Raw genomic sequence first — 19,244 nt, forward strand, 5'->3', positions numbered from 1 at the left:
ACGGCGAGGAGGATGTCACTCGATGTTGAGCAGTCGACTGCCTACCGTGCAATCACTGCCCTTGAGGAAGACGGGATTCTCGAAGAAGTCACAGGGAAGGGGAGGAACAAGGAATATCGCGCAAAGGAGATATTCGAGATCCTCGAACAGCCTCCACAGACATACTAATCTGAGTTAGCTACTGGTCAAACTATCGTATATCTCTTTGAATTCCTGCTCGCCGCGGATTAACGTCAAAGTCGCATCTGAGATCTTCATCCTACTGGTGGCTTGTGTAATTTCAGCAATAGGCCGACAGTTGGCCGAAACAATGGTCGGCAGAATGGATCTGATCAGCGCCAGTACGCCAGCGTTCCGTCTGGTGGATTAAACCACCCCCGGAGGAACCAAGAGATTCCAATACCCGAGGAGCCAGCAGATCCCTATCAGTGACGCGGTGACGACCGTGTAATGGATCCGCTCATGCAGGTTCCAGTCCTCGCTTATCCAGCTGTATCCAGCGATTCCGGCAGTCACGATGGTCCCCACAGCACTGAGAATCATTCCAACGAACAGCACTTGGAACGTAGCCGGAGGATCAGACAGTACCATGAGCGGTGTTACGAGAAAGTGCGCGATTATTACGACCAACGAAGCGAACAGAACACCAATTGAGCCGACAGCAAGGAGTTTCGCTCTAACGATGTCGTGTGCAACGGCGGTCTGCCAACCCGGTATCGCACCTTCGGTGTCTCTCCGAATTTGCCGATACAGTCCAGCTGCCGGCCAACCGATGATAGCTGATGCCGTTCCCAGAACGGCCATTACTGCCAGCACTCCGTGAATGATGAGTTGATCGAGCCCCTCAACTCGACCAAACGCTGTCGGACTGCCGCCACGGAACAGATATTGTATCTCACTGTTCTCCTCGCCGAAGGCGATCCGTCGGCGTCCGTCGGTTCGTTCGAATACGAGTGGTTCGATTTCGACCCATCGATCAGTCGTGGTACCCTGTTCAGTGATAAGCGTCCCGTCATCCTCGATGCGCACATCGACGGTGGGCGCATTCAGCGTCGAGGTGACTCGGTCGTGCCACGTCTCCGATCGCCGTAGTGATCGATATGTCCCCGTGATCTCGTCGGCACGGGCTGGGGCTCCGTCAGGTGTGAGTGATTCCGCCTCGGGATTCGGGAGTAGTTCGTCGAGGATCCCGTCTACCACGTCAGTTGCTGCGGCACTTCCACCAGGAGCATTAAACGAAACGAATAGGCCGAAGTCATACTCCGGAACGAGCACGAGGTAGCTATAAAACGAGAGCGTCCCCCCGTCGTGCCAGAGCGTTCGGACGTCGCCGCGGAACTTCTCGACCAGCCCGAATGCCATTCCAGAGAGGCGGTCATGGTGTGTTTCCCACTGGTCTTGCATTGCGGCGACCGTTCCCTGTTCGAGGATCTGCTCTCCGTCTAGGACACCATCGTTCAGCTGCAGTTCGAGAAAGCGCCCCATATCGCTGGCCGTAGCCGACATGGCTCCTGCCGGTCGCAATCCGAGAAGAGGGAACTCGCCATTTCGATACGTGCCTGTCGACCCATGGCCGGTTGCATGGGCTTTTGCGAGTGAACTTGGGAGGGGCTGTCTGAAACTGCTTTGGGCCATACCGGCCGGCTCTAAGAGGTACTCATCGACCGCCCGGTAGAACGGTTTCTCGGCGTGTGCAGCCAGGACCTGTCCTGCAAGCGCGTAGCCGAAATTGGAGTATGACCCGATCCGTCCCGGCGTTCGAACACGTTGCTGTGGATCATCCTGGAGATACGATTCCAGCGATCGGAGATCATTTTCATCTGGGATCCACATGCCACGGTTCGTCGCCTCGAATCCACCGCGATGTGTAACGAGGTCCGTTAGTGTGACTGGGTCGTTCCCATAGTCATCTATTGGCACATCGAGATAGTGGTTGACATCGGCCTCGGGGTCGATCTCGCCCCGTTCGACAAGTTCCATCAACGCGGTTGCGACGACCGGTTTGGACACAGAGCCGATCCGAAACGGCGTTTCATCCGGGTCAACTGGAGATTCAGTATCCTGATCAGCAACGCCATATCCTTTTGTGACGGATCGCGAGCCGTCCGAGACGACGGCGACGCTGGCACCGGGAATATCGTATTCGGCCAAACTCGTTTCTACTAACTCGTCGACGAGCTGTTCGATATCAGATTCGAGTTGTTCGTTCGTTGTCGCAAATGGGGTCTCACTGGTGGCTGCTGTGGGGGACCCAGCAAGCGCGGCCGCACAGGCAGCACCTGTTCCAGCAAGAAACTGACGACGAGAGGGCGGACGTCGCATCACCCTACGGATCTGGTTATTAGCTGAAAAATGTTCACCACCAGTTTCACGCCGGGAGGATGTCACCTTGGTAGTACGTCTTTGTCCAGTGGCCTCGCCAGAGGTCTGCTAAATCTTCAGCGACCGAGTCGGCGAAAAGCCCGATAGCAGCCGCTTCTCGATAGACTCCTGGATGTTCCAGTCGAGTTTGTAGGAACAGAGCAGACGAAATGTACTCTCTTGGTTCTAAAATAGGGACGACGCGGCTTAACCTACAAAGTCGTTGGAAGGCGTTTGTTGTTGGTTAAGAAGGTTCCGCTGAGAGAAACGGCTTTACTTAGAGGGTGAGTCTTGTACGTCTGCAACCTCTCTGAGATGTGGTAGGAATCGACTGCTGAACACAAGGCGTGTATCGTTCACTGATTTTCGAAAATCAAGTTGGGTTGGATTGTTCGATGGAGGGAGATCACAATCAACTAGTTCTGATTCTTTTATACAAAACGAGGAGAATACCTGACCCTTTAGGGTCAGGATGAATCCGACAATCCCCACACAATCCACCGTCAATGGCAAGTCTGGATATTCCATGCCAACCGACACTATTAATAAAACGACATTCATAACCAGTTATGGAGCCAGAAATGAGCCGAACCGTCCGAACCTTCGAGGCCACCATCACGAACCAGCAACAGGTTCGTGACGACCTTGACCAACTCGGATGGGCCGCCTCAAAACTCTGGAACATCGGTCGCTACTACGCACAAGAACAGTGGGATGAAACGGGTGAGATCCCCGATGACGGGGAACTCAAAGCCGAACTCAAAAGTCATGAACGCTACACGGACTTACATTCTCAATCCAGTCAGCGCGTTCTCGAAGAACTCGCTGAAGCGTTCAACGGCTGGTTCGGCAAGCGTCGGAACGGAGACGACCGTGCCCGACCGCCCGGCTACCGCAAAAACGGAGACGCCCATCCACGTTCAACTGTGTCATTCAAAGCGGCTGGCTTCAAGCACGATGCACAGTTCACCCGTGTTCGCCTCTCGAAAGGCCGCAACCTCAAAGAACACCGTTCGGACTTCATCCTGTGCGAGTACCAGACTCGCCCGGATGTTGACCTGATCGAGTGGGACATTCAACAGGTTCGCGCCGTCTACAAACGCGACGAGTGGCGGCTTCAATTCGTCTGTCGCATCACCATCGACCCGGAACCGCCGGGCGACGAGGTGGCCGGTGTTGACCTCGGGATTTGTAACTTTGCCGCCGTCTCGTTCGGCGGTGAGTCGGTGTTGTATCCCGGTGGCGCACTCAAAGAGGACGAATACTACTTCACGAAGAAGAAAGCCAAGTGCAACGATTCCTCGTCTCGTGAAGCCACTCGCCTTGACCGTAAGCGAACGGGTCGTCGGACGCACTTCTTGCACGCCCTCTCGAACGCAATCGTGGAGGAGTGTGTCGAACGAGGTGTTGGTACTCTTGTCGTTGGCGACCTCGGTGGCATCCGAGAAGACGACGAGAACGGCGAACCACGCAACTGGGGCGACCAGGGCAATCTTGACTTGCACGGGTGGGCGTTCGACCGATTCACAACGCTACTCGACTACAAAGCAGAAGCCGAAGGTATCGACGTTGAGCTGGTGTCGGAACGTGACACGTCGAAATCGTGTTCGGCGTGCAGCCATACAGACAAGAACCAGCGTGTTGAACGTGGATTGTACGTGTGTGAGGAGTGCGATACGGTGGCGAACGCCGACGTGAACGGTGCGGAGAACATTCGGCAAAAGGTACTCCCGAGTCTCGCCACGGATGGCGGCGATAGGGATAACGGCTGGTTGGCACAGCCAGCGGTTCACCTGTTCGACCGTAGTGAGGGCTGTTTCACCCCACAAGAACAGATCGTGAACCGCGAACCCTAATATCCCAACTCAGCGGTGCGGTGCCGTGGGATTCCCGCGTCTTCAGGCGCAGGAGGATGTCAATTGATGGCTGTTACAACGGCGAGTACTGAATAGAACGCGAGTATTTTGAAGGGAACTTCAACAGAACGAGAGGCTTCAGCATATCAAGAGTTCGCACTCTCACATACTTTCTGCCGATGCATCCGTATTCACGATTCCGGTCGTGAGGATGTACTGAACTGCCTGTTCAACAGTCATATCGACATCTTCGATCCTGCTGACAGGGACATGGGTTAGATGCCCACCCATTACCGGATTGGGAGCCATCGGTAGAAACACAGTTTGATACGCTGCCGAATCATCTCCTATAATACGGTTTGCGGCCGTTGTGACGCTTTCAGGTGGGGATTCAGACGTTAGAAACGCCAGCGTGTATGCGTTTTCAGCTGGAAACTCAACCAGTTTCACCTCTCGAAACTGTGCACCATCCTCACTAGGATCCAACACCAGATCGCTCATCTGCCGCGTAGTTTGATAAACCGATCCAATGCCCGGAATCTGTGTCACATAGTTATCTACCGTTTTGATGATATTCTCGCCGACCTGCTGCTGTGCTATCGTGCCGATAATCAACACCACAATCGCAATGAGCACCACACTCAATATCTGAATAATAACCACGATATTTCCCGATTCAACGCCATTCTCAGACAGTATTTCACTGATCGGTGAGAGTATTCCTCCAACGAAATTAAATAGTGACAACATTACCCACGCTGACACAGCGAGTGGGATTACCACGGCGATACCTGTCAGAAACTTCGTTTTGAGGTGGTTCTCTGACATCTAAACTAGGCGTATTTTTGTAGGACAAAGAAGGTTATAGGGTACAATTCTTTCTTAACGGTTAGCATGGTGGTACCATGGTAGATGTGATCAACTAATGAATATATAATGTTGTAGCTGTGTTCAAATCACGTTGTAGTCTCCGATTTGATGAATAGCGGGGGATTCTAGCCACTCGCTTCCCAGATCGAAAACTAGAGCCGATTGAAGACTCGACCAGTACCCCGGTATGGGGGAGATAGATGAGCCAGTATTCGAACCTGTTCACGACGAATGATGAGAAGAGGAGACTCAGGTTAATGTGTGTCAAGAGGCTCTGTCGGAATCTCCGTAATTGAGATATTTCGACCTAACTGGGTAAATACAGGGGATGGATTTAGCACGAAGAACAGAAAACATCAAACTCTACCGGCAAGCTGTAACATCTCCACCAAACTACCGGCATTGGCCACGAGAGCGCCTATGCCGAATATATCGAGTCCCAGCCCGAGAACCAGCAGGAAGAGTCCCCGAGCACCCGTTCTCAACGCAGCACTTTCCGGTTCATCGTTCGCCACTATCAGATGCCCCTCTGCCGGTGTCATGACTCCATCTGCACCTCCGGCTCCTTTCTCTGGCGCTGTGCGTGCTTCCCCGACGATGCTTACTTTTTGGCCGACACTGAGTGTTCCCTCTACTAGTTCGATGCGGTTCTTGAACAGGCTGGAGTCTGTGTTCGTCGACGGCTCCAAATCAAGTCTCGCTTCGTCGACCTGTTCCAGCAGCTCTTCACCGATGACTGTCTCCGTCTCGTGTTCCAGTGAGAGATTCTCCTCCGTAGGATTGACATATATCTCCGCCGTCTCGTCAGAGACGATGAACGGACTGTATTCGATGCCAGCGTCGATAGTAGGGTCCCCAGTCCCCTGCACTTGGTGGTAGATATTGTACTCGTATGCTACGCACTCTTCTCCCCGTATCGGTGATACGAGGGTGTCGTCTGACCGAGGCGGGCGAACGGTCCCGTGGACCCGAACTAACCCATCAGTCGCAACAGACTCACGAAGTGGCACTGAGTCGGTGGTCGATAATCTCCACCAGTCTCTCACGTTTTCGACTCCGCGGATCGTCGCGGCCACCCCTATCACAGTCGCGATGACCCCACCGGCTACTCCGGGCAGAACTCCGTAAACACCCAATATGGGAATTCCCAATAAGACGGTGCCCGCGAGACTTGTGTCTACAAGCACATCTTGTGCCTCTGTACTCTCGGTATTAGGCCTACTGTTCGTGTACCTGCACTGACTGAGCGCTAATCTTCCCTCCCAAGGCATGGTGCCCGGCAGATGGATTGTATTCAGTACCCGACACTTACCACCTCCCAGGGAGGTTGCAGACATGCGTGCGAATATCTCGGTTCTCTCGTTCAGGGGTTAGTTCACTGATATTCTAAGTAAAGCCCAGGTGAATCTGATTGATCGGAGACGCCAAGTTCGCACGAGATCTCTGCAATGTTGAGAGTCCCAAGAATCTCGTTATCGAACTCGACCCGGGTGACGTTGGACCGTGGCAGTCGACACGTCGCAGCCTTGTGATTGCGAAGGCCGTTATCCAAGTTGGTGAACCACACCGACTGAGGCCGATGTGTGATAGACGACTGGGACCGAGTTGCTAACCTTGCTATCAAACAAACCTTCGAATCACTCTGAAAACAAATCAATTTTCTGTACGATTTTCGCGTACATGTTGGGTGAACAGTACCAGCCCTCCTCTACCATTGCATCGATCACTGTTCGTGCTTTCTCAACACTGATGACGTTCTGGCTCGCAAGATACAGCACAAGGTACGCAGTGCCTCGTGTCGTGATTTCCTCGGTCGATGCGATGTCGCGTCCATATGTCTCGTCCATCACGGCCACACCGTCGTGTGTGTCTGCACAGGCCAACACAGCGACATCAGCATCACTTAGCTTGGGATTTCGTTGAATTCGTGAAAAGAACTCATCGTCGTCTACTGAAATCACGCTGAGCATGTCATCTTCGACGCTTTGTTCGATACGCCGAGCATCCGGATAGCCTTGTTCGATGCCTGTGTCGACTACTTCGGTATAGACCCGATCTGGAATGACACACGGCTCGTCGAGGTGTGAGATCAGTGTGAGTTGGTCGACTTTCGCGAGATAGATGAGTGGCGTTACATCGAATACCCACATTCAGAGTGCCTCTAGGTCCTCGTCGAGATGCTCGTCATCTACCCACGTGATATCGTGGTCTTCGGCCAGCTGAGCAAAATCCCAGACAGACATCTCTGCGAGCTCGGCCGCCTTGCTGAATGTCACCGTTCCCTCTGAAAGCTGTTCGAGCGCCTGTTGTCGACGCCAATCTTTGAGACTCTCTGAAAGCAGTTTCCGAACTGCTGTACTTCGATCAAGATTCTCGTCTTCGAGATAGGTCTCGAGTTCCGTCTCTAACTCATCTGGCACTCGTGCGGAAATCGTCCCCATAGTGTTTACTATGTTTGCATTGTATACAAACGCTTCGGTCGATATATGGAGCTATCCGTGTTTGTGCTCGTTACGACTCCGCATTTTATCGACCCCAGAGGGGTGAGGACGCACAAAACCGCCTTCTACAAACTATGTCGACTGAATACAACCCACAGCAGTATTAACTGAATCCGAACCAGACCGATTATACGACCGATCTACCGTGGGCTGATCCCGAACTGACTGCCCAACGATCGGAGCGCGATCTCGATTACTTCCTTCGTCGAGCTCACCCACGAACTAGTGGCTGCCGAATACGTTTCATCGGAGATCTGGGGCGAGAAGCGAACACGATTTTTCGCCGTTGACGATACGGGCGAGCGGTTCCAAAAGCGGTATTCTGACGACCGACTGGGCAGCCACAACACGCTGCTCAGTCGTCGACGTGTGCGTAGCGCGCTCATCAATCGACTGTCGCGTGAAACAGTCGGGACAACGCAAGGCATCCAGGAGGCGGTTGAGGAGCCAAATTCCATTCGTGTGGGGCCGATTCGGGAGTTGGAGTGCTAATGCTCCGAGAAAACGACCACGTCGACGGCGGCACGCTCGTCTACGACGTTTGGACCGAACACCACGCTCACCTTCTCCGTGAAGTCAAGATTGGTCGACAGCTGCTCGGCTTTGCAAACGTCACCGACTGGGCAAGATCCGCTCGGAACTCACCCGCCGCGGCCACGGTGTCGGCGCAATACACCAGCTCCCTGTCTTCGAGGGTGGTCTATGATGGGACCATTCGATCTCGCTAACCGACGAGCGTGTGGTCACCCGAACGGCCACTGTCCTAAGTGCGGGCAATTGACGCCGTCACTACGCGCAGACTACTGCTCGATTGCCTGCCGATATGACGTCCAGAAGTCCCAGAGGTGGGAGCAGTACGAACCCCCGAGTCGGGAGTCATCAGAGCGGCTGCCGGACACAGAACTCGCCGAGCGAGAACCCGAACGACCTGGCCATCCAGGACGAAGATATCGTCGACGAGATCGTCACGACTAGCGAATAGATCCGTCAACAGTTGCTCCGGTCCCTTGGTTCCTTCGCCCCCACGAACTCTATATTAGACTGCGGGAAGACAGAAGTCGCGGTGCTTGGCCCCGAAGCGGTTCACCGTTTTGTGACTCGATTGATTTCACCAACCACTTTCGCGTTTAAGCGGTGGGAAGCAGTAGCCGATCGTTATCATACTCGTTGCCACTGAAACGACGAGCAGATCCGCGAGCCATCCTGGATATACTCCTGAAAGTTTTGCGACGGCCAACGGGAGAGCCCACCCCGCCGCAAAAATCAGCAGCGACCCGCCCAGCAACCGGGTTTGTTCGTGCCTGAGGAACGTGAATCCGAACATCGCAATGCCAACGGCGAATACGGCCAATAGCCCGAAAAAGACCGTACTGACTGTAATCGGCAGCATGCTCACTTCGGGGACAAAATCAATGGTGAGAGCCAAGACGGCCCATGCTACCAAGATGATGGCTCCGACTGGAAGTACTGCCACGAGACTACTGCCGACGATAGCTGCCGTCGGGGTGCGGTCGACGAGAGACTGGTAGGACCTGAACAACACGAATGGTATCAAGACGAACCCGATACCGAACGGAATCGAGCTGAGCAGCCACGAAAACGGGATCTCGCCCAGAAATTCTCTGTAGACTCCGTTGGCAAACTCAACTAGGAGTACTACACCAGCGATCCCCAGAAGTCTCCCGGTCCAGCGTTCGATCTCGTCTGTTCGGCTGCTTGCGAGGGACATATTTGGATATTCGACGTTCAATACATAATACTTGACACAATGTTAGCAATGCGCTCGAAGTACCCTCTCTGTACATCCACGCTTCGAGATCGACCAACTCGAGGGCGTGCTGAGGAACACCGATACTCCGACTCCTTCCTCGCTTGTCGACGCCCCACTCACTGTCGAAAGCCAAGAGCAAGAAACGACTCGCGAGGAACCTGATCTCTCACTGTACTCGGATTCGTTGCTCTTGATCGATGCGCTCGAACGGTATGTGCCGACCGACCTCCGACGATGGAAACTTCTGACCTGGTCAATCTCTATACACTCTGTTCGGATGTCCAGCGCAACGCTGACGATCTACACCAGAACGTTCGCTCGCTTCTCCTCGACCGCCTCCACCACGACCAACCCATCCATGGTCAGTACGTCTCTGTCCAGCGAACCAGTCGACGCCCGGAGGGTCCGGGAGCCCCGTCCGGGGGAGAGGAGTTCAAACGGAGCCACCAAGCCGGGGGCTGTACAGCGAGTAGAGGATCAGGCCGAGCCCGGTGATCTCCAACAGCCGACGGAGCAGTGGCAGCACCGACACTCGTAGCCCGGTGGCGTTGGGGACAAAAGGGGTCAGCAGCGCGAACCCCAGCGAGAGGCCGAACGGGGCGATGGTGACGAATCCGAGGCCGACGGCCAGATACAGCATTCGCGTGCTGTCGTTGCGCCGGTAGCCCCGGTAGGCCTGAAAGACGATGGTCAGCCCTAGCGCCAGCGCTAGCAGCGTCGACGCCAGCAACACCAGATAGAGGGTCGTTTCACGCCCGAGCATGCTTAGAGGTCCTCCCAGAGTTCAGTGAAGCGGTCGGCCGCGTCGCTCGGTTCCCGGGAGACGTCGACGTTGAGCCCCCCGTCGGTGAGTTCGATTTCGACTCCGCGTAGCGTGGCCGCATACGTGCCGTAGTGGTGTCCATCGTCGTCGAGGTTGGTGTGTTCGGTGATGAGATCGTACTCGGTGAGCCGGTCGATGCGTCGGTAGACCGTCGGGAGGGACGCATCGCAGGCCTCCGCGAGCTCGTTTGCCGACATCGGTTCGGTCGCCGTCTCGATGAGGATCCGCCGGGCGTACTCGTCGTCGAGAAACGACAGCAGTTCCTCGACCGGGAGCTCCTCACTCACGACTGACTCACGCTCCCGTGGCATCGTATACCCCCACTGCGGTTTTCACATCGTGAAAACGACAGCACATGGCGCACTGCCGGCGGTCACGGCGCTGGTTCGGCGTCGGTGCCGGTCGACCTGTCGGCCGTCTCGGTAGCCTCGCGGGCGGCAGTCCCACCGGTGGCGTCACCGCTCCCAGTGTTCCGGCCGTCGCTGGCGTCGACGAGTTCGGCGTAGGCCTGCGCGAGGATCGCCGCCGAGAGCACGCTCATACAGGCCGCGGCGGCGACGCCGATCGGCAGCGCGAGCAGTTGGGGAAGCGCGCTGGCGGTCACCTCGGCGGTCGGATCGAATGGCCGGCTCGGCGTTGCGATCGAACTGACCGTCTGCTGGAGGCCGACAAGCAACACCCCCAGCACGCCGACCCGCACTCGGTGGCCACGGACGACCGCCCAACTGCCGCGGAGCGCGCCGACGACGGTCCGACCGCGGACGCTCACCTCGTGGAGAACGAACAGTAGATGGAGCCACACGACCACCGTCGCAGCGATCGTGACGCCGAGGGCCACGAGACCGGATCCCACTATCACGGCAATTCCGAGCCACCCGGAGCCGAGCAGGTCGTGTACCACTATGATGAAGCCGATCTCGGCCGCCAGAGGGCCGATGATCGCCGCCACGATCGCGAGCCCCGAGACGAGGCTGACGGCGATGCCGCGGGTGGTCGCTCGCCCGAGGTGTCCAAACAGGTGGTCCGCCGGTATCCGGTCGGTCACCCCGTCGACGAACGTCCGAATCATGATAATCGTGATCGGCATTGTGACGACGGCCGAAAACAGGGTTGTCAGCCCGACTGCGACGGCCGTCGCCACCGCCGGCAGCGACCCGGCAAGGGGGACGCCTTCGACCGGTTCGATCCCGCCGACTGCCACCGGGATGTGCCGAGTTACCGCCGCACCGACGAGCAGGAGGCTCAGCAGTTGGGCGACACAGGTGAGAACGACAAAGACCGCGCCGTTGCGGGAAAACGTCAGTCGCAATCCGTCCGTAACTACGGATCCGAGTCGAAAGCTCATACCGGCCTTCCGACACATACATCCATAAGCCCCTCCGTCAGTTTCAGCCTCGGAAAACTGGTTTCGGAGGTATAAAAATGGGGCGTGGACGGCGACAGCGTCCGCTACTCGTCGACCACAGCGGTCGCCGCGTCGATGATTATCTCTCGGTCGGCATCGCCGCCGATCGTCTGCCGGAGCTCGTTTTGTTCCCACAGCACGGTCGTCGACTCTCCGTACTCGTTGAGATACCCCTCGGTACCGTTCAGATCGATCCGCTCGCCGTCCAACTCGTAGTCGCTCTGATTGCTGACGGTGTAGCGGATCGTGGCATCGGTCGACTCGTAGGTAAGGGTGTAGCTCACGTGGCCGTCCATGGTGATCGAGCTCCCGCGTTCGAACTGGTAAGTCTCGCCGAGGTCGGGATCACCGATAGTGAACGGGGCGGCTTCCTTGACTGCGGCTGCCGAGTCGAACTGGTGGGTGTCGGGACCCTCGAACTCCTCGACGGTCGCATCCTCGGGAACGTCAAGTGTCACGTCATCTGCACGCACGTCGCCGTTGAACTCGACGCTCTCGAAGTAGGAGACGGTGGTCGTTGTCTCACCGTCTGACGATTCGAACGTCGTTTCGGTCCGGAGCGGATACCAGTACTCCTGGTCGACGTAGGCCGTGACCGTCGAAGTCGGTTGGCCGTCCTCGCTGTCGATCCGGATTACGTGGACGTCCCGATCCGCAACCGTATCCGTCCCCTCGTAGGAGACGTTGCTGTCGTTGAGGATACGTTCGATTTGGTCGCCATCTACCGCACTCCCAGCGAGGCCGCCGCCGATCTCGGAGTCGTGTTCGAACTTGGTGACGGTGTTTTTATCGGGGTTGTACGTCCGTGTAACACCATCTTTCGTTATTGTGGCAAACCCTTCGGTTCCCATCCGCTCGCTGTCCGAGTCGGTCACGACGCGTTTCGAGACCTCGCCGGGGATTTCGACGACTTCGGTCGTGGTGCGGACGGTTTTGCCGTCCAATTCCGTCTCAGATACCTGTACGCCCTCTACCGAATCGATGTTCTCGTGTCGGGTTTCGATCTCCGAAGCGATCTTTTCGGGGTCGGGATCGCCGGTTGCAAGCCCCATACACCCCGCCGTCACAAGCAGCAGGACTGCCATACCGATTCCAAGAATCGATCTGTTGGTTCGAGTAACCATCACCGACACCTACCGGACGACGGGTGATAAAAACCGAAATCGATTTTCAGACTCCGCATACTGTCCCAGTCCGAGGACCGTATCGACCTACTCACAGTTAGCCGATGATGAGTGACCAGCGCAACAGATGAATACACAGCCAGCGAATACTCCTTGACATCCTCCCCGCCCTGAAGGGAGAGGATTCCCACGTTGGGATATTGTGGTTTACGGACGGGTCGCCTGTTCATAGCTTCAGAAACTGTTGTACGAGACAACTATCTGCTGTAGCCTCACAGACTGCACCTACATGGTGTTGATGTACAAGTCATAGCGATACAGTTCGTCGTCATACCACAGTAGCTTCCTGTTCGCTGCCGTGTCGACAGCACTGAGTCCGAGAGCCTCAAGCAGTGTCTCGAACGAAGCAGTTAATGGCACCTCCTCCGTGTAAGGCTCGCCAGCAATCGCCCCTTCGAGGATCTCTCGGGCATCTGCAGTCAGCTCGTCCGGATCGAGTTCAGCGTCAATCCGAGAGCCGAAGACGACCTCGCGGAACTCGCTTTGGGAGCCTGCGACCTCGACAGCGAAGGCGGTATGGGCCGTTTCCGTGAGTTGTTCGGTAGTGACGTCGACACGATAGGCCCAGGCTCCGCTGTCGGTCATCGTGATGACCTGACCATCTAACTCACCGCTTGCGAGTCGGCTCTCGCGTTCGCTCGGCCGCCGCAACACATACCCATCGTCCCGAAGTAACTCTGCAGTGCTTGATCCCCCACCACTCTGTGTATACGAGTGCAGTAGTTTGATGATCCGAGCACTTGGCCGTTCGAGTGTCTCGACCAGAATCGCGTCGTCAGACACCTGCTCTTGTGGAACGGTATCAACACGGACCAATTGGCGCTCCATCTGCTGTCGACCAGTGACGACGTATTTGAGCTGGTAATACGACTCCTTGTACTTGATGTAGCCGTCGTTCGGCACCGGTTGATAGCCATATGTCGTGTGTCGACCGTCCGGGAGAACGTTCGCAAGCGCGGTTTCTGCGGGGTCTCCGAACAGGGGATTATCGTCGGGTTCGTAGAGTGCGTACTCGACAGGAGTGCGTTCGATACGATTGATATCGAGGCTGTACTCCTGGACTGCTGATCGAGAGCCGGATCGATCATTGGTCAGACAGCCAGCAAGCGTCGCAAACGCTGTTGCCCCGGCCGCATGGAGCGTGCGTCGACGAGTGAGAGCCGTACCAAAACGAGCAGCATCATCCATTTCGTTCTGTTGTATTGTGTGAACGTAATAAAAATGGTCGAGAGGAATATACGAGTCCGAGAACCGAAACGGACGGCGAGTCGGTCGCGGTTTCGACGTTTGACAATCAGGGCAGCAGCGCCCGCTCCGAGACGGTCACCGAAACCCGGGAGCGGAATTCGGACCACTCGCTGTCACCGGTACGGTAGGAACACAGGCCGTCCTCGAAGTAGCCGTCGAGTACGTACGTCCCGTCGCCCTGCAAGCGCTTGCCGTCGACGACGTATCGCTCCGTAACGGACTCGCTGGCAGCCAGTGCCCGAACGATAGGGGTGTTGTCCTGATGGGCACTGTTTGCGGTCACCTCGATGCGGTCGGTCTCGGCGTAGCCATCGGTAAGCAGGAGCGTCCTGAACTCGCTGCCGTCGGTTGGAACCAGCGCGACCATCCCGAACGGCCAGACACCGGGCGTTCTGAGTTCGACAGCCTCCTCGCCGTCGTTTCGGAGCGTCAGATCCAGCGATCCAGGGCTGTCGACCGTAATCGCGGTGTCGACCGCCGCCACTTCAAAGGCCAGCGCCCCCGCCGTCTCGGTCGGCGACACCGACTCGATCGAGTACTCGGGATCGCCCAGACACCCAGCGAGACCACCCAGCGTTGCCGTCGTGACTCCCAGATAGTGACGTCGCTTCATCGTGGTGTCTCCTCTCTGTCGACTGCCCCATCGGTCAGGTGGACGAAGACGTCCTCGACGGTGGCGTCGGCTGCGAGATCGAGTCGCTCGCGGAACGCCGACAGCGTCCCCTCGTCGACGAGCTGGCCGTGGTGAAGGATGCCGACCCGGTCACAGACCAGTTCGACCTGTCCGAGGACGTGACTCAAAAAGAAGACCGTCGTCCCGCGTTCGGACTCCGATTCGACGACGTCCCGGACCAGCGCCACGCCGTGGGGATCGAGTCCGGTGAACGGCTCGTCGAGAATCAACAGCTCCGGATCGCCGACAAGGCTCATCGCGAGTGCGAGCCGCTGTTCCATCCCTTGTGAGAACTCTCTCGCTGGCCGGTCGACGGCGTCGCCCAGACCGACCCGTTCAAGTAGCCCAACGGGATCGTCGTCAGCCCGTTTGGTATCGGCAACGAGTTGGATGTGACGCCGGGCCGAGCGGTCGTCATAGGTATCGAACCGGTCGGGGAGGATGCCGACCTGCTGGTGGCAGTCGACTACGTCTGTCCACGGATCTAACCCGAGTACGCGTGCGGTTCCACTCGTGGGTTTGTTGTAGTTCATCAGCAGACCGATGGTCGTCGACTTCCCGGCCCCATTTGGACCGAGGAAGCCGTAGACCTCCCCCCGGTCGACGGTTAGATTAAGGGCATCGAGGGCAGTTAGCTCGCCGTACTGCTTGGTCAGGCCATTGGTTTCGATGGCTGGATTGGTCATACCAGATCACCTCGCTGGAACTGGTAGCGAGCTATGCCGAGCGGCACAACCAGCCAAACCAAAAGGACGACCAGCCCCGAAATCTCGTGAAGATAGGCTGGCGGTGTCTGTCCACCGAAGGCGCTCTCGACGGTATAGATAGTGATGCTCGTCGGGGTTTCGAGTTTCGTGATAACGGCATCGTAGGGCGCCCCGGAGTTCCCGACGCCGAGCAACCAGTTTGTCAGGACGCGGTAGGCCCGCCCTGGCGAGAGTCGAAGCAGTGCGAAAAACAGCCCGTCGGCAGGCGCGCTGAACGAGCCTGTCGACGGGCCACCGAGGAACGTATAGATCAGTTCAGCGAACCGAGTCCAGAAGACTGTGAAAAAGAGATAGACGCCGCCAAAGACGGCACCAGCCGCCCGCACGGTGTTTGTCGTGACTGCGGAGACGGCTGTCGCGATCGAGACGAGCGTCACGACGTACAACAGCGTCGCTAGTAGGACACCACAGAACAGTAGCGGCGAGAAGATCCCGAACCGGACGAAGCCGACTATCCCGAGGACAACCGCGGCGGCCGAAACCGGGACTGCGAGGCCAGCACTCCGCCCCAGAACTTTTCCGACGAGGATGTCGCTCCGGGTCAGCGGTAGGCCGAGGACGAACTTCAGACTCCCCGAGGTCCGTTCACCGACGACCGACCGATAACTCAACAGAAGTACACCCAGCGGGAGGAGAAACGAGCCGACGGTCTGGACGAAGCCAACGGTCTGGTTCGGGCCGAGCCCCTGCCAGCCGACGTAGGTCGGCCGGTAGCCCCACACGACGAGGAGTCCGGCGAGAATCCAGGGCCCCTTTGCGGTCAGCAGTCCGCGGGCCTCTTCACGGGCTAGCGCGAGCCAGCGTGGCCGTGTGCCCGCCAGCGGGCTCACACGCCACCTCTACGGGGAGGAGACGCTCGTGGAAACTTCTGTTGAGTTCGTTCGGGAAGGTTCTCCGCTAGTGAGAAAGCATTCTGAACTGATGTTGGACGTTCACGTTGTGACATTCGTTAGCTAATTTAGACATCAAAAAAGTGTATCTTAGGATTAGTTCAATTAGGATTGAATCCTGTTCATGGTCTCCGATTATCCATTTCCGATTGCGCAACGAGCGCAAATACAGAATGAAACTCCAGGCTACTGAGACGAATGGTCGACACAGGGTTTACCCACGACCCAGTACAGTGTTAGCGATTTTCCGTAGAATCCCGAGGGTCTCCGATAGCATTTTTGATGATTTCACCCTCTGCTCTGTGTAAGACACCACTGACCGCTGATTTGTTCACATCGAACCCTTCGGCGATGTCGGTCAGCGAACAGCCGCGTGGACTGTCGTAATACCCACGTTCGACAGCGACAGCAAGGATTTCTCTCTGTCGACCAGTAAGCGAGTCGAGTACGTCGTAGCCGTCGGTGATCGAAAGGATCTGATAGTCGACGTTACGCTGATCGAGCGATTCCCAAAGCGTTGCGAGCTTCGATTCGGGCATCACGAACTCGATAAAGAGGTAGCCATCGCGAGCCACAACGGGGGCAGTAGGGTGGTATTCGATATCCTCGGAGACAAAATAGCCGTTCGGTGGCTGGCCCTCAAGCATGACGACGACCGTCTCGTCATCCTGGTGAAGCACGGTCGAGGCACCCGAAAACCAGTCGGCAGTCTCTTCGACGAACCGATCAGGATTCTCCGTCTGGATCTCCAAGACGCTCGTAACACCGTCATCAGAGGGATAGTTCGAGAGAAAACGGATCACCGTATTCGGAAATTCGTTGGCGATCGCAGCCATATCCGGCATCGGCCCGACTTTGAGACGTACACGTGGCATACATTCCCTTTGAGAGAAGAGACAATGAGCATGGAGGTAAACATATTCACCCTGCTCGTTGGTCGACCGAGTCAACTGACCCAATCGGCTCAGTCCAGTCGACGCGATACGAATATATCTGTTCGAAGCGGTCGACACCACGTTTGAGAAAGAACGGAAGCACGAGATCACGCAGCTTCCTCGTGAATATGTTTGAAGGTGCCTTCTGAGTGCCCGTCTCCCGTGACAGTTCGACGATGTCGTCGACACGCTCGCGTCGCAGTGCCTCGAAGGTCGCAAACGCATCGGGGACCTCGTCGACATCGCGTAGGCACTTTGCAAGGACGATGGCGTCCTCCATCGCCAGCGAGGCACCCTGACCCACGTGCGGCGAGGTCGCGTGAGCAGCATCCCCGATGAGACAAACCAGCCCTCGGTGCCACGTCGGAAGCGATGGCAGGTCGTAGATCGGCCATTTTCCGATCTCGCCGTCTGTGGACTCAATGATCTCGGTACTCTCGTCGTGATCCCGACGGTGGCGTTCGAGGAGTCTTGCTTTCCATTCGGCTGTCGAGATCCTCTGTAGCTCCTCATGTCCTGGTTCGGTCTGTCGTTCGTGGTTCTCGAACCAGTAGATCTCGCCAGTCGGGACCTTCTGGTAACCGAAGAAACCGTTCACGCCGAAGGTCATCCGCATGACGCCCTCGGAAGGCGGAATGGCGTCGGTTCGCGTGAACCCCCCGGAGTCAATGATTCCGGTATACACAGGGTCGGGAGCGTTCGGCAGAATCGAGCGACGAGTCTGTGAGCGTATCCCGTCACAGCCGACGAGGAAATCGCTATGGACCTCGGTGCCGTCGTCGAAGTGCGCTATTGGCATCTCGTCGTGTGCGATCTCGATGTCTACCAGCCGCTTTCCGAACTGGACGGTGATTCCGTGGTCGATGGCGGCTTCTCGGAGAACCTTGGTGAGAAGGCCTCGCTTGATAAGAACGGTCTCCTGTGGATTTTCGGCGAGCTGTTTTTTCGCGTGGTTCTGGAACACGAGCTGATTCGAGCGGTGGCCCGCTTCGAGGACCGCCTCCCGAAGGCCGAGCGGTTCGAGAACCGTGGTGCCGTTCGCGGCGAGATTGAGGAAAAAACCCTCGTCGTCCCGTGGCTCGGGGTGACTCTCGTAGATTATCGGCTTGATGCCGATCCGCTGTAAGTAGAGAGCCACGACCGGACCGGCGACGCCACAGCCGATGATCTGTGCCTTGTGGTTTGATTTGGTGCGGGTCGACGGGGCTTTGATTCGGTCTTGCTTTTCGAGTTCATACAGGATAGCGACCGAATAGCACTATCAGCCTTCAGCTGAACATGTTGCCGAGTGGATGCCCGGCCTACTCACTAAAGAAAGCCGGAGCCAGCTTCGCCCCGAGGACGCCCGCAAGGACCGTCGCCCCGAAGCGAGCCACCATCAAGAGATCAAGCGCGCCGAAACCGAGTCCGAGGAGTCCAGCAAGGATGCCTACCGCAAGGCCATGGAGTACAGCTGTCTGGGAGTCGACACGCTTGACGACCCACGCTGCAGTAGGTACAGTGAGGAGGATCGTCACAATGGGGAAAAGCTGGGTTCCCGAGACCGTATTGAACTGCTGCATTGATCCCGGATCCGGCTCGCCGCCTGTGGCGAACGAAACCAGGAACGTGTAGCCGATAATTACGACGATGAGTAAGGTAATCGAGATTGCATGCGGGGCGATCCCGCCTGCAAGTATCCGTTTCCAGTGCAAGTCTGTTGTTGTCGTCATCACTGGAGACTAGCCGTCAGAATGAATCAGCGTTGACGTATACATGTTCACGTCAACGTTGACCGCTGTCCAGTGATTCTCATTGAATCGATGACGTTCAAACGTAGATCACTCCTGAAACCATTCGTCTTTAGTTAAGACTCACACCTCGGTTGCGTAGCGGTAGCGAGCGTCTCTTGTAAGATCGGTCGTTGCTTGTGGATCTTCTGTGCGTCCTTGATCAGCCGCTCCAACAGCGGCGGTGGCGA

The 19,244-nt window shown here is 56.8% G+C and carries 20 protein-coding genes and 3 pseudogenes; 5 read left to right on the forward strand and 18 right to left on the reverse strand.

All coding sequences use genetic code 11. The annotated features are described in order from the left end of the window. Nucleotides 1–18: 18 nt before the first annotated feature. Nucleotides 19–168 (forward strand): annotated as a pseudogene (locus NO877_RS17335) (Fic family protein); the annotation flags it as partial. A 198-nt stretch (nt 169–366) separates the two neighbouring features. On the opposite strand, the gene NO877_RS17340 reads toward NO877_RS17335, so the two are convergent. Together NO877_RS17340 and NO877_RS20035 are read right to left on the reverse strand one after the other, a co-directional pair. Then, the gene (locus tag NO877_RS17340; protein ID WP_256397616.1) at nt 367–2,322 is read right to left on the reverse strand and encodes a serine hydrolase domain-containing protein; all 1,956 of its coding nucleotides are present in this window, start codon (nt 2,320–2,322) and stop codon (nt 367–369) included. 49 nt (nt 2,323–2,371) lie between these two features. Continuing rightward, nucleotides 2,372–2,497, reverse strand: a pseudogene (locus tag NO877_RS20035) (DUF8154 family protein); the annotation flags it as partial. Nucleotides 2,498–2,942: 445 nt separating this feature from the next. Between NO877_RS20035 and NO877_RS17345 the strand changes: the two are divergent. After that, a complete protein-coding gene (locus NO877_RS17345) occupies nt 2,943–4,217 on the forward strand; it encodes an RNA-guided endonuclease InsQ/TnpB family protein (protein ID WP_256397617.1) in 1,275 nt (424 codons plus the stop codon). 162 nt (nt 4,218–4,379) lie between these two features. Here the strand turns inward: NO877_RS17345 and NO877_RS17350 are convergent, their stop codons facing one another. From NO877_RS17350 to NO877_RS17365, 4 genes are all read right to left on the reverse strand, one after another. Continuing rightward, the gene (locus NO877_RS17350; protein WP_256397618.1) at nt 4,380–5,045 is read right to left on the reverse strand and encodes a DUF502 domain-containing protein; all 666 of its coding nucleotides are present in this window, start codon (nt 5,043–5,045) and stop codon (nt 4,380–4,382) included. A 398-nt stretch (nt 5,046–5,443) separates the two neighbouring features. Then, on the reverse strand, nt 5,444–6,274 hold the full coding sequence (locus tag NO877_RS17355; RefSeq protein ID WP_256397619.1) for a hypothetical protein: 831 nt from the start codon (nt 6,272–6,274) through the stop codon (nt 5,444–5,446). 450 nt (nt 6,275–6,724) lie between these two features. Further along, entirely contained in the window at nt 6,725–7,237 is a 513-nt protein-coding gene (locus NO877_RS17360) for a PIN domain-containing protein (RefSeq protein ID WP_256397620.1), read from the reverse strand. After that, nucleotides 7,238–7,528, reverse strand: coding sequence for a UPF0175 family protein (locus NO877_RS17365; protein WP_256397621.1), 291 nt, complete (start codon nt 7,526–7,528; stop codon nt 7,238–7,240). Nucleotides 7,529–7,813: 285 nt separating this feature from the next. Between NO877_RS17365 and NO877_RS17370 the strand changes: the two genes are divergently transcribed. Both NO877_RS17370 and NO877_RS17375 read left to right on the forward strand, forming a co-directional pair. Further along, complete coding sequence (locus NO877_RS17370) at nt 7,814–8,080, forward strand: DUF8030 family protein (protein WP_256397622.1); 267 nt, start codon at nt 7,814–7,816, stop codon at nt 8,078–8,080. Further along, nucleotides 8,080–8,316 carry a hypothetical protein gene (locus NO877_RS17375; protein WP_256397623.1) on the forward strand — a complete coding sequence of 79 codons (237 nt, stop codon included), beginning with the start codon at nt 8,080–8,082 and terminating at the stop codon, nt 8,314–8,316. Before NO877_RS17370 ends, NO877_RS17375 begins: the two co-directional genes overlap by 1 nt. Before the next feature lie 380 nt (nt 8,317–8,696). On the opposite strand, the gene NO877_RS17380 is transcribed toward NO877_RS17375, so the two are convergent. Then, complete coding sequence (locus NO877_RS17380) at nt 8,697–9,317, reverse strand: hypothetical protein (RefSeq protein WP_256397624.1); 621 nt, start codon at nt 9,315–9,317, stop codon at nt 8,697–8,699. A 58-nt stretch (nt 9,318–9,375) separates the two neighbouring features. Here NO877_RS17380 and NO877_RS17385 point away from each other — a divergent pair. Then, nucleotides 9,376–9,755 (forward strand): annotated as a pseudogene (locus NO877_RS17385) (DUF7983 family protein); the annotation flags it as partial. 37 nt (nt 9,756–9,792) lie between these two features. Here NO877_RS17385 and NO877_RS17390 read toward each other — a convergent pair. The 11 genes from NO877_RS17390 to NO877_RS17440 form a co-directional block, all read right to left on the reverse strand. Then, on the reverse strand, nt 9,793–10,122 hold the full coding sequence (locus tag NO877_RS17390) for a DUF7521 family protein (protein ID WP_256397625.1): 330 nt from the start codon (nt 10,120–10,122) through the stop codon (nt 9,793–9,795). 2 nt (nt 10,123–10,124) lie between these two features. Beyond that, a complete protein-coding gene (locus tag NO877_RS17395) occupies nt 10,125–10,469 on the reverse strand; it encodes an ArsR/SmtB family transcription factor (RefSeq protein WP_379827591.1) in 345 nt (114 codons plus the stop codon). An 86-nt stretch (nt 10,470–10,555) separates the two neighbouring features. Next, nucleotides 10,556–11,527: a DUF7847 domain-containing protein gene (locus NO877_RS17400; RefSeq protein ID WP_256397627.1), complete on the reverse strand. Its 972-nt coding sequence runs from the start codon at nt 11,525–11,527 to the stop codon at nt 10,556–10,558. 104 nt (nt 11,528–11,631) lie between these two features. After that, nucleotides 11,632–12,672, reverse strand: a complete 1,041-nt coding sequence (locus NO877_RS17405; RefSeq protein ID WP_256397628.1) for a LolA family protein — start codon at nt 12,670–12,672, stop codon at nt 11,632–11,634. 324 nt (nt 12,673–12,996) lie between these two features. Beyond that, entirely contained in the window at nt 12,997–13,959 is a 963-nt protein-coding gene (locus tag NO877_RS17410; RefSeq protein ID WP_256397629.1) for a hypothetical protein, read from the reverse strand. Nucleotides 13,960–14,065: 106 nt separating this feature from the next. Next, on the reverse strand, nt 14,066–14,632 hold the full coding sequence (locus tag NO877_RS17415; RefSeq protein ID WP_256397630.1) for a DUF8130 domain-containing protein: 567 nt from the start codon (nt 14,630–14,632) through the stop codon (nt 14,066–14,068). Beyond that, nucleotides 14,629–15,378: an ABC transporter ATP-binding protein gene (locus NO877_RS17420; RefSeq protein WP_256397631.1), complete on the reverse strand. Its 750-nt coding sequence runs from the start codon at nt 15,376–15,378 to the stop codon at nt 14,629–14,631. Before NO877_RS17420 ends, NO877_RS17415 begins: the two co-directional genes overlap by 4 nt. After that, nucleotides 15,375–16,289: an ABC transporter permease subunit gene (locus NO877_RS17425; RefSeq protein WP_256397632.1), complete on the reverse strand. Its 915-nt coding sequence runs from the start codon at nt 16,287–16,289 to the stop codon at nt 15,375–15,377. Before NO877_RS17425 ends, NO877_RS17420 begins: the two co-directional genes overlap by 4 nt. A 296-nt stretch (nt 16,290–16,585) precedes the next feature. Beyond that, a complete protein-coding gene (locus NO877_RS17430; protein ID WP_256397633.1) occupies nt 16,586–17,224 on the reverse strand; it encodes a helix-turn-helix domain-containing protein in 639 nt (212 codons plus the stop codon). Nucleotides 17,225–17,270: 46 nt separating this feature from the next. Next, nucleotides 17,271–18,527 carry an FAD-dependent oxidoreductase gene (locus tag NO877_RS17435; protein WP_321169432.1) on the reverse strand — a complete coding sequence of 419 codons (1,257 nt, stop codon included), beginning with the start codon at nt 18,525–18,527 and terminating at the stop codon, nt 17,271–17,273. Between the two features lie 58 nt (nt 18,528–18,585). Continuing rightward, the gene (locus NO877_RS17440; RefSeq protein ID WP_256397634.1) at nt 18,586–18,996 is read right to left on the reverse strand and encodes a hypothetical protein; all 411 of its coding nucleotides are present in this window, start codon (nt 18,994–18,996) and stop codon (nt 18,586–18,588) included. Nucleotides 18,997–19,244: the final 248 nt, after the last annotated feature.

The organism is Halohasta litorea, from assembly GCF_024494645.1.
Classification (GTDB): Archaea; Halobacteriota; Halobacteria; order Halobacteriales; family Haloferacaceae; genus Halohasta; species Halohasta litorea.

Excerpts from the sequence above, each read along its gene's own strand:
- NO877_RS17400 (WP_256397627.1), bottom strand. The coding sequence starts at position 11,527 with ATGAGCTTTCGACTCGGATCCGTAGTTACGGACGGATTGCGACTGACG.
- NO877_RS17380 (WP_256397624.1), bottom strand. The coding sequence starts at position 9,317 with ATGTCCCTCGCAAGCAGCCGAACAGACGAGATCGAACGCTGGACCGGG.
- NO877_RS17415 (WP_256397630.1), bottom strand. The coding sequence starts at position 14,632 with ATGAAGCGACGTCACTATCTGGGAGTCACGACGGCAACGCTGGGTGGT.
- NO877_RS17410 (WP_256397629.1), bottom strand. The coding sequence starts at position 13,959 with ATGGATGATGCTGCTCGTTTTGGTACGGCTCTCACTCGTCGACGCACG.
- NO877_RS17365 (WP_256397621.1), bottom strand. The coding sequence starts at position 7,528 with ATGGGGACGATTTCCGCACGAGTGCCAGATGAGTTAGAGACGGAACTC.
- NO877_RS17390 (WP_256397625.1), bottom strand. The coding sequence starts at position 10,122 with ATGCTCGGGCGTGAAACGACCCTCTATCTGGTGTTGCTGGCGTCGACG.
- NO877_RS17340 (WP_256397616.1), bottom strand. The coding sequence starts at position 2,322 with ATGCGACGTCCGCCCTCTCGTCGTCAGTTTCTTGCTGGAACAGGTGCT.
- NO877_RS17350 (WP_256397618.1), bottom strand. The coding sequence starts at position 5,045 with ATGTCAGAGAACCACCTCAAAACGAAGTTTCTGACAGGTATCGCCGTG.
- NO877_RS17405 (WP_256397628.1), bottom strand. The coding sequence starts at position 12,672 with ATGGCAGTCCTGCTGCTTGTGACGGCGGGGTGTATGGGGCTTGCAACC.
- NO877_RS17440 (WP_256397634.1), bottom strand. The coding sequence starts at position 18,996 with ATGACGACAACAACAGACTTGCACTGGAAACGGATACTTGCAGGCGGG.
- NO877_RS17430 (WP_256397633.1), bottom strand. The coding sequence starts at position 17,224 with ATGCCACGTGTACGTCTCAAAGTCGGGCCGATGCCGGATATGGCTGCG.
- NO877_RS17375 (WP_256397623.1), top strand. The coding sequence starts at position 8,080 with ATGCTCCGAGAAAACGACCACGTCGACGGCGGCACGCTCGTCTACGAC.
- NO877_RS17420 (WP_256397631.1), bottom strand. The coding sequence starts at position 15,378 with ATGACCAATCCAGCCATCGAAACCAATGGCCTGACCAAGCAGTACGGC.
- NO877_RS17360 (WP_256397620.1), bottom strand. The coding sequence starts at position 7,237 with ATGTGGGTATTCGATGTAACGCCACTCATCTATCTCGCGAAAGTCGAC.
- NO877_RS17345 (WP_256397617.1), top strand. The coding sequence starts at position 2,943 with ATGAGCCGAACCGTCCGAACCTTCGAGGCCACCATCACGAACCAGCAA.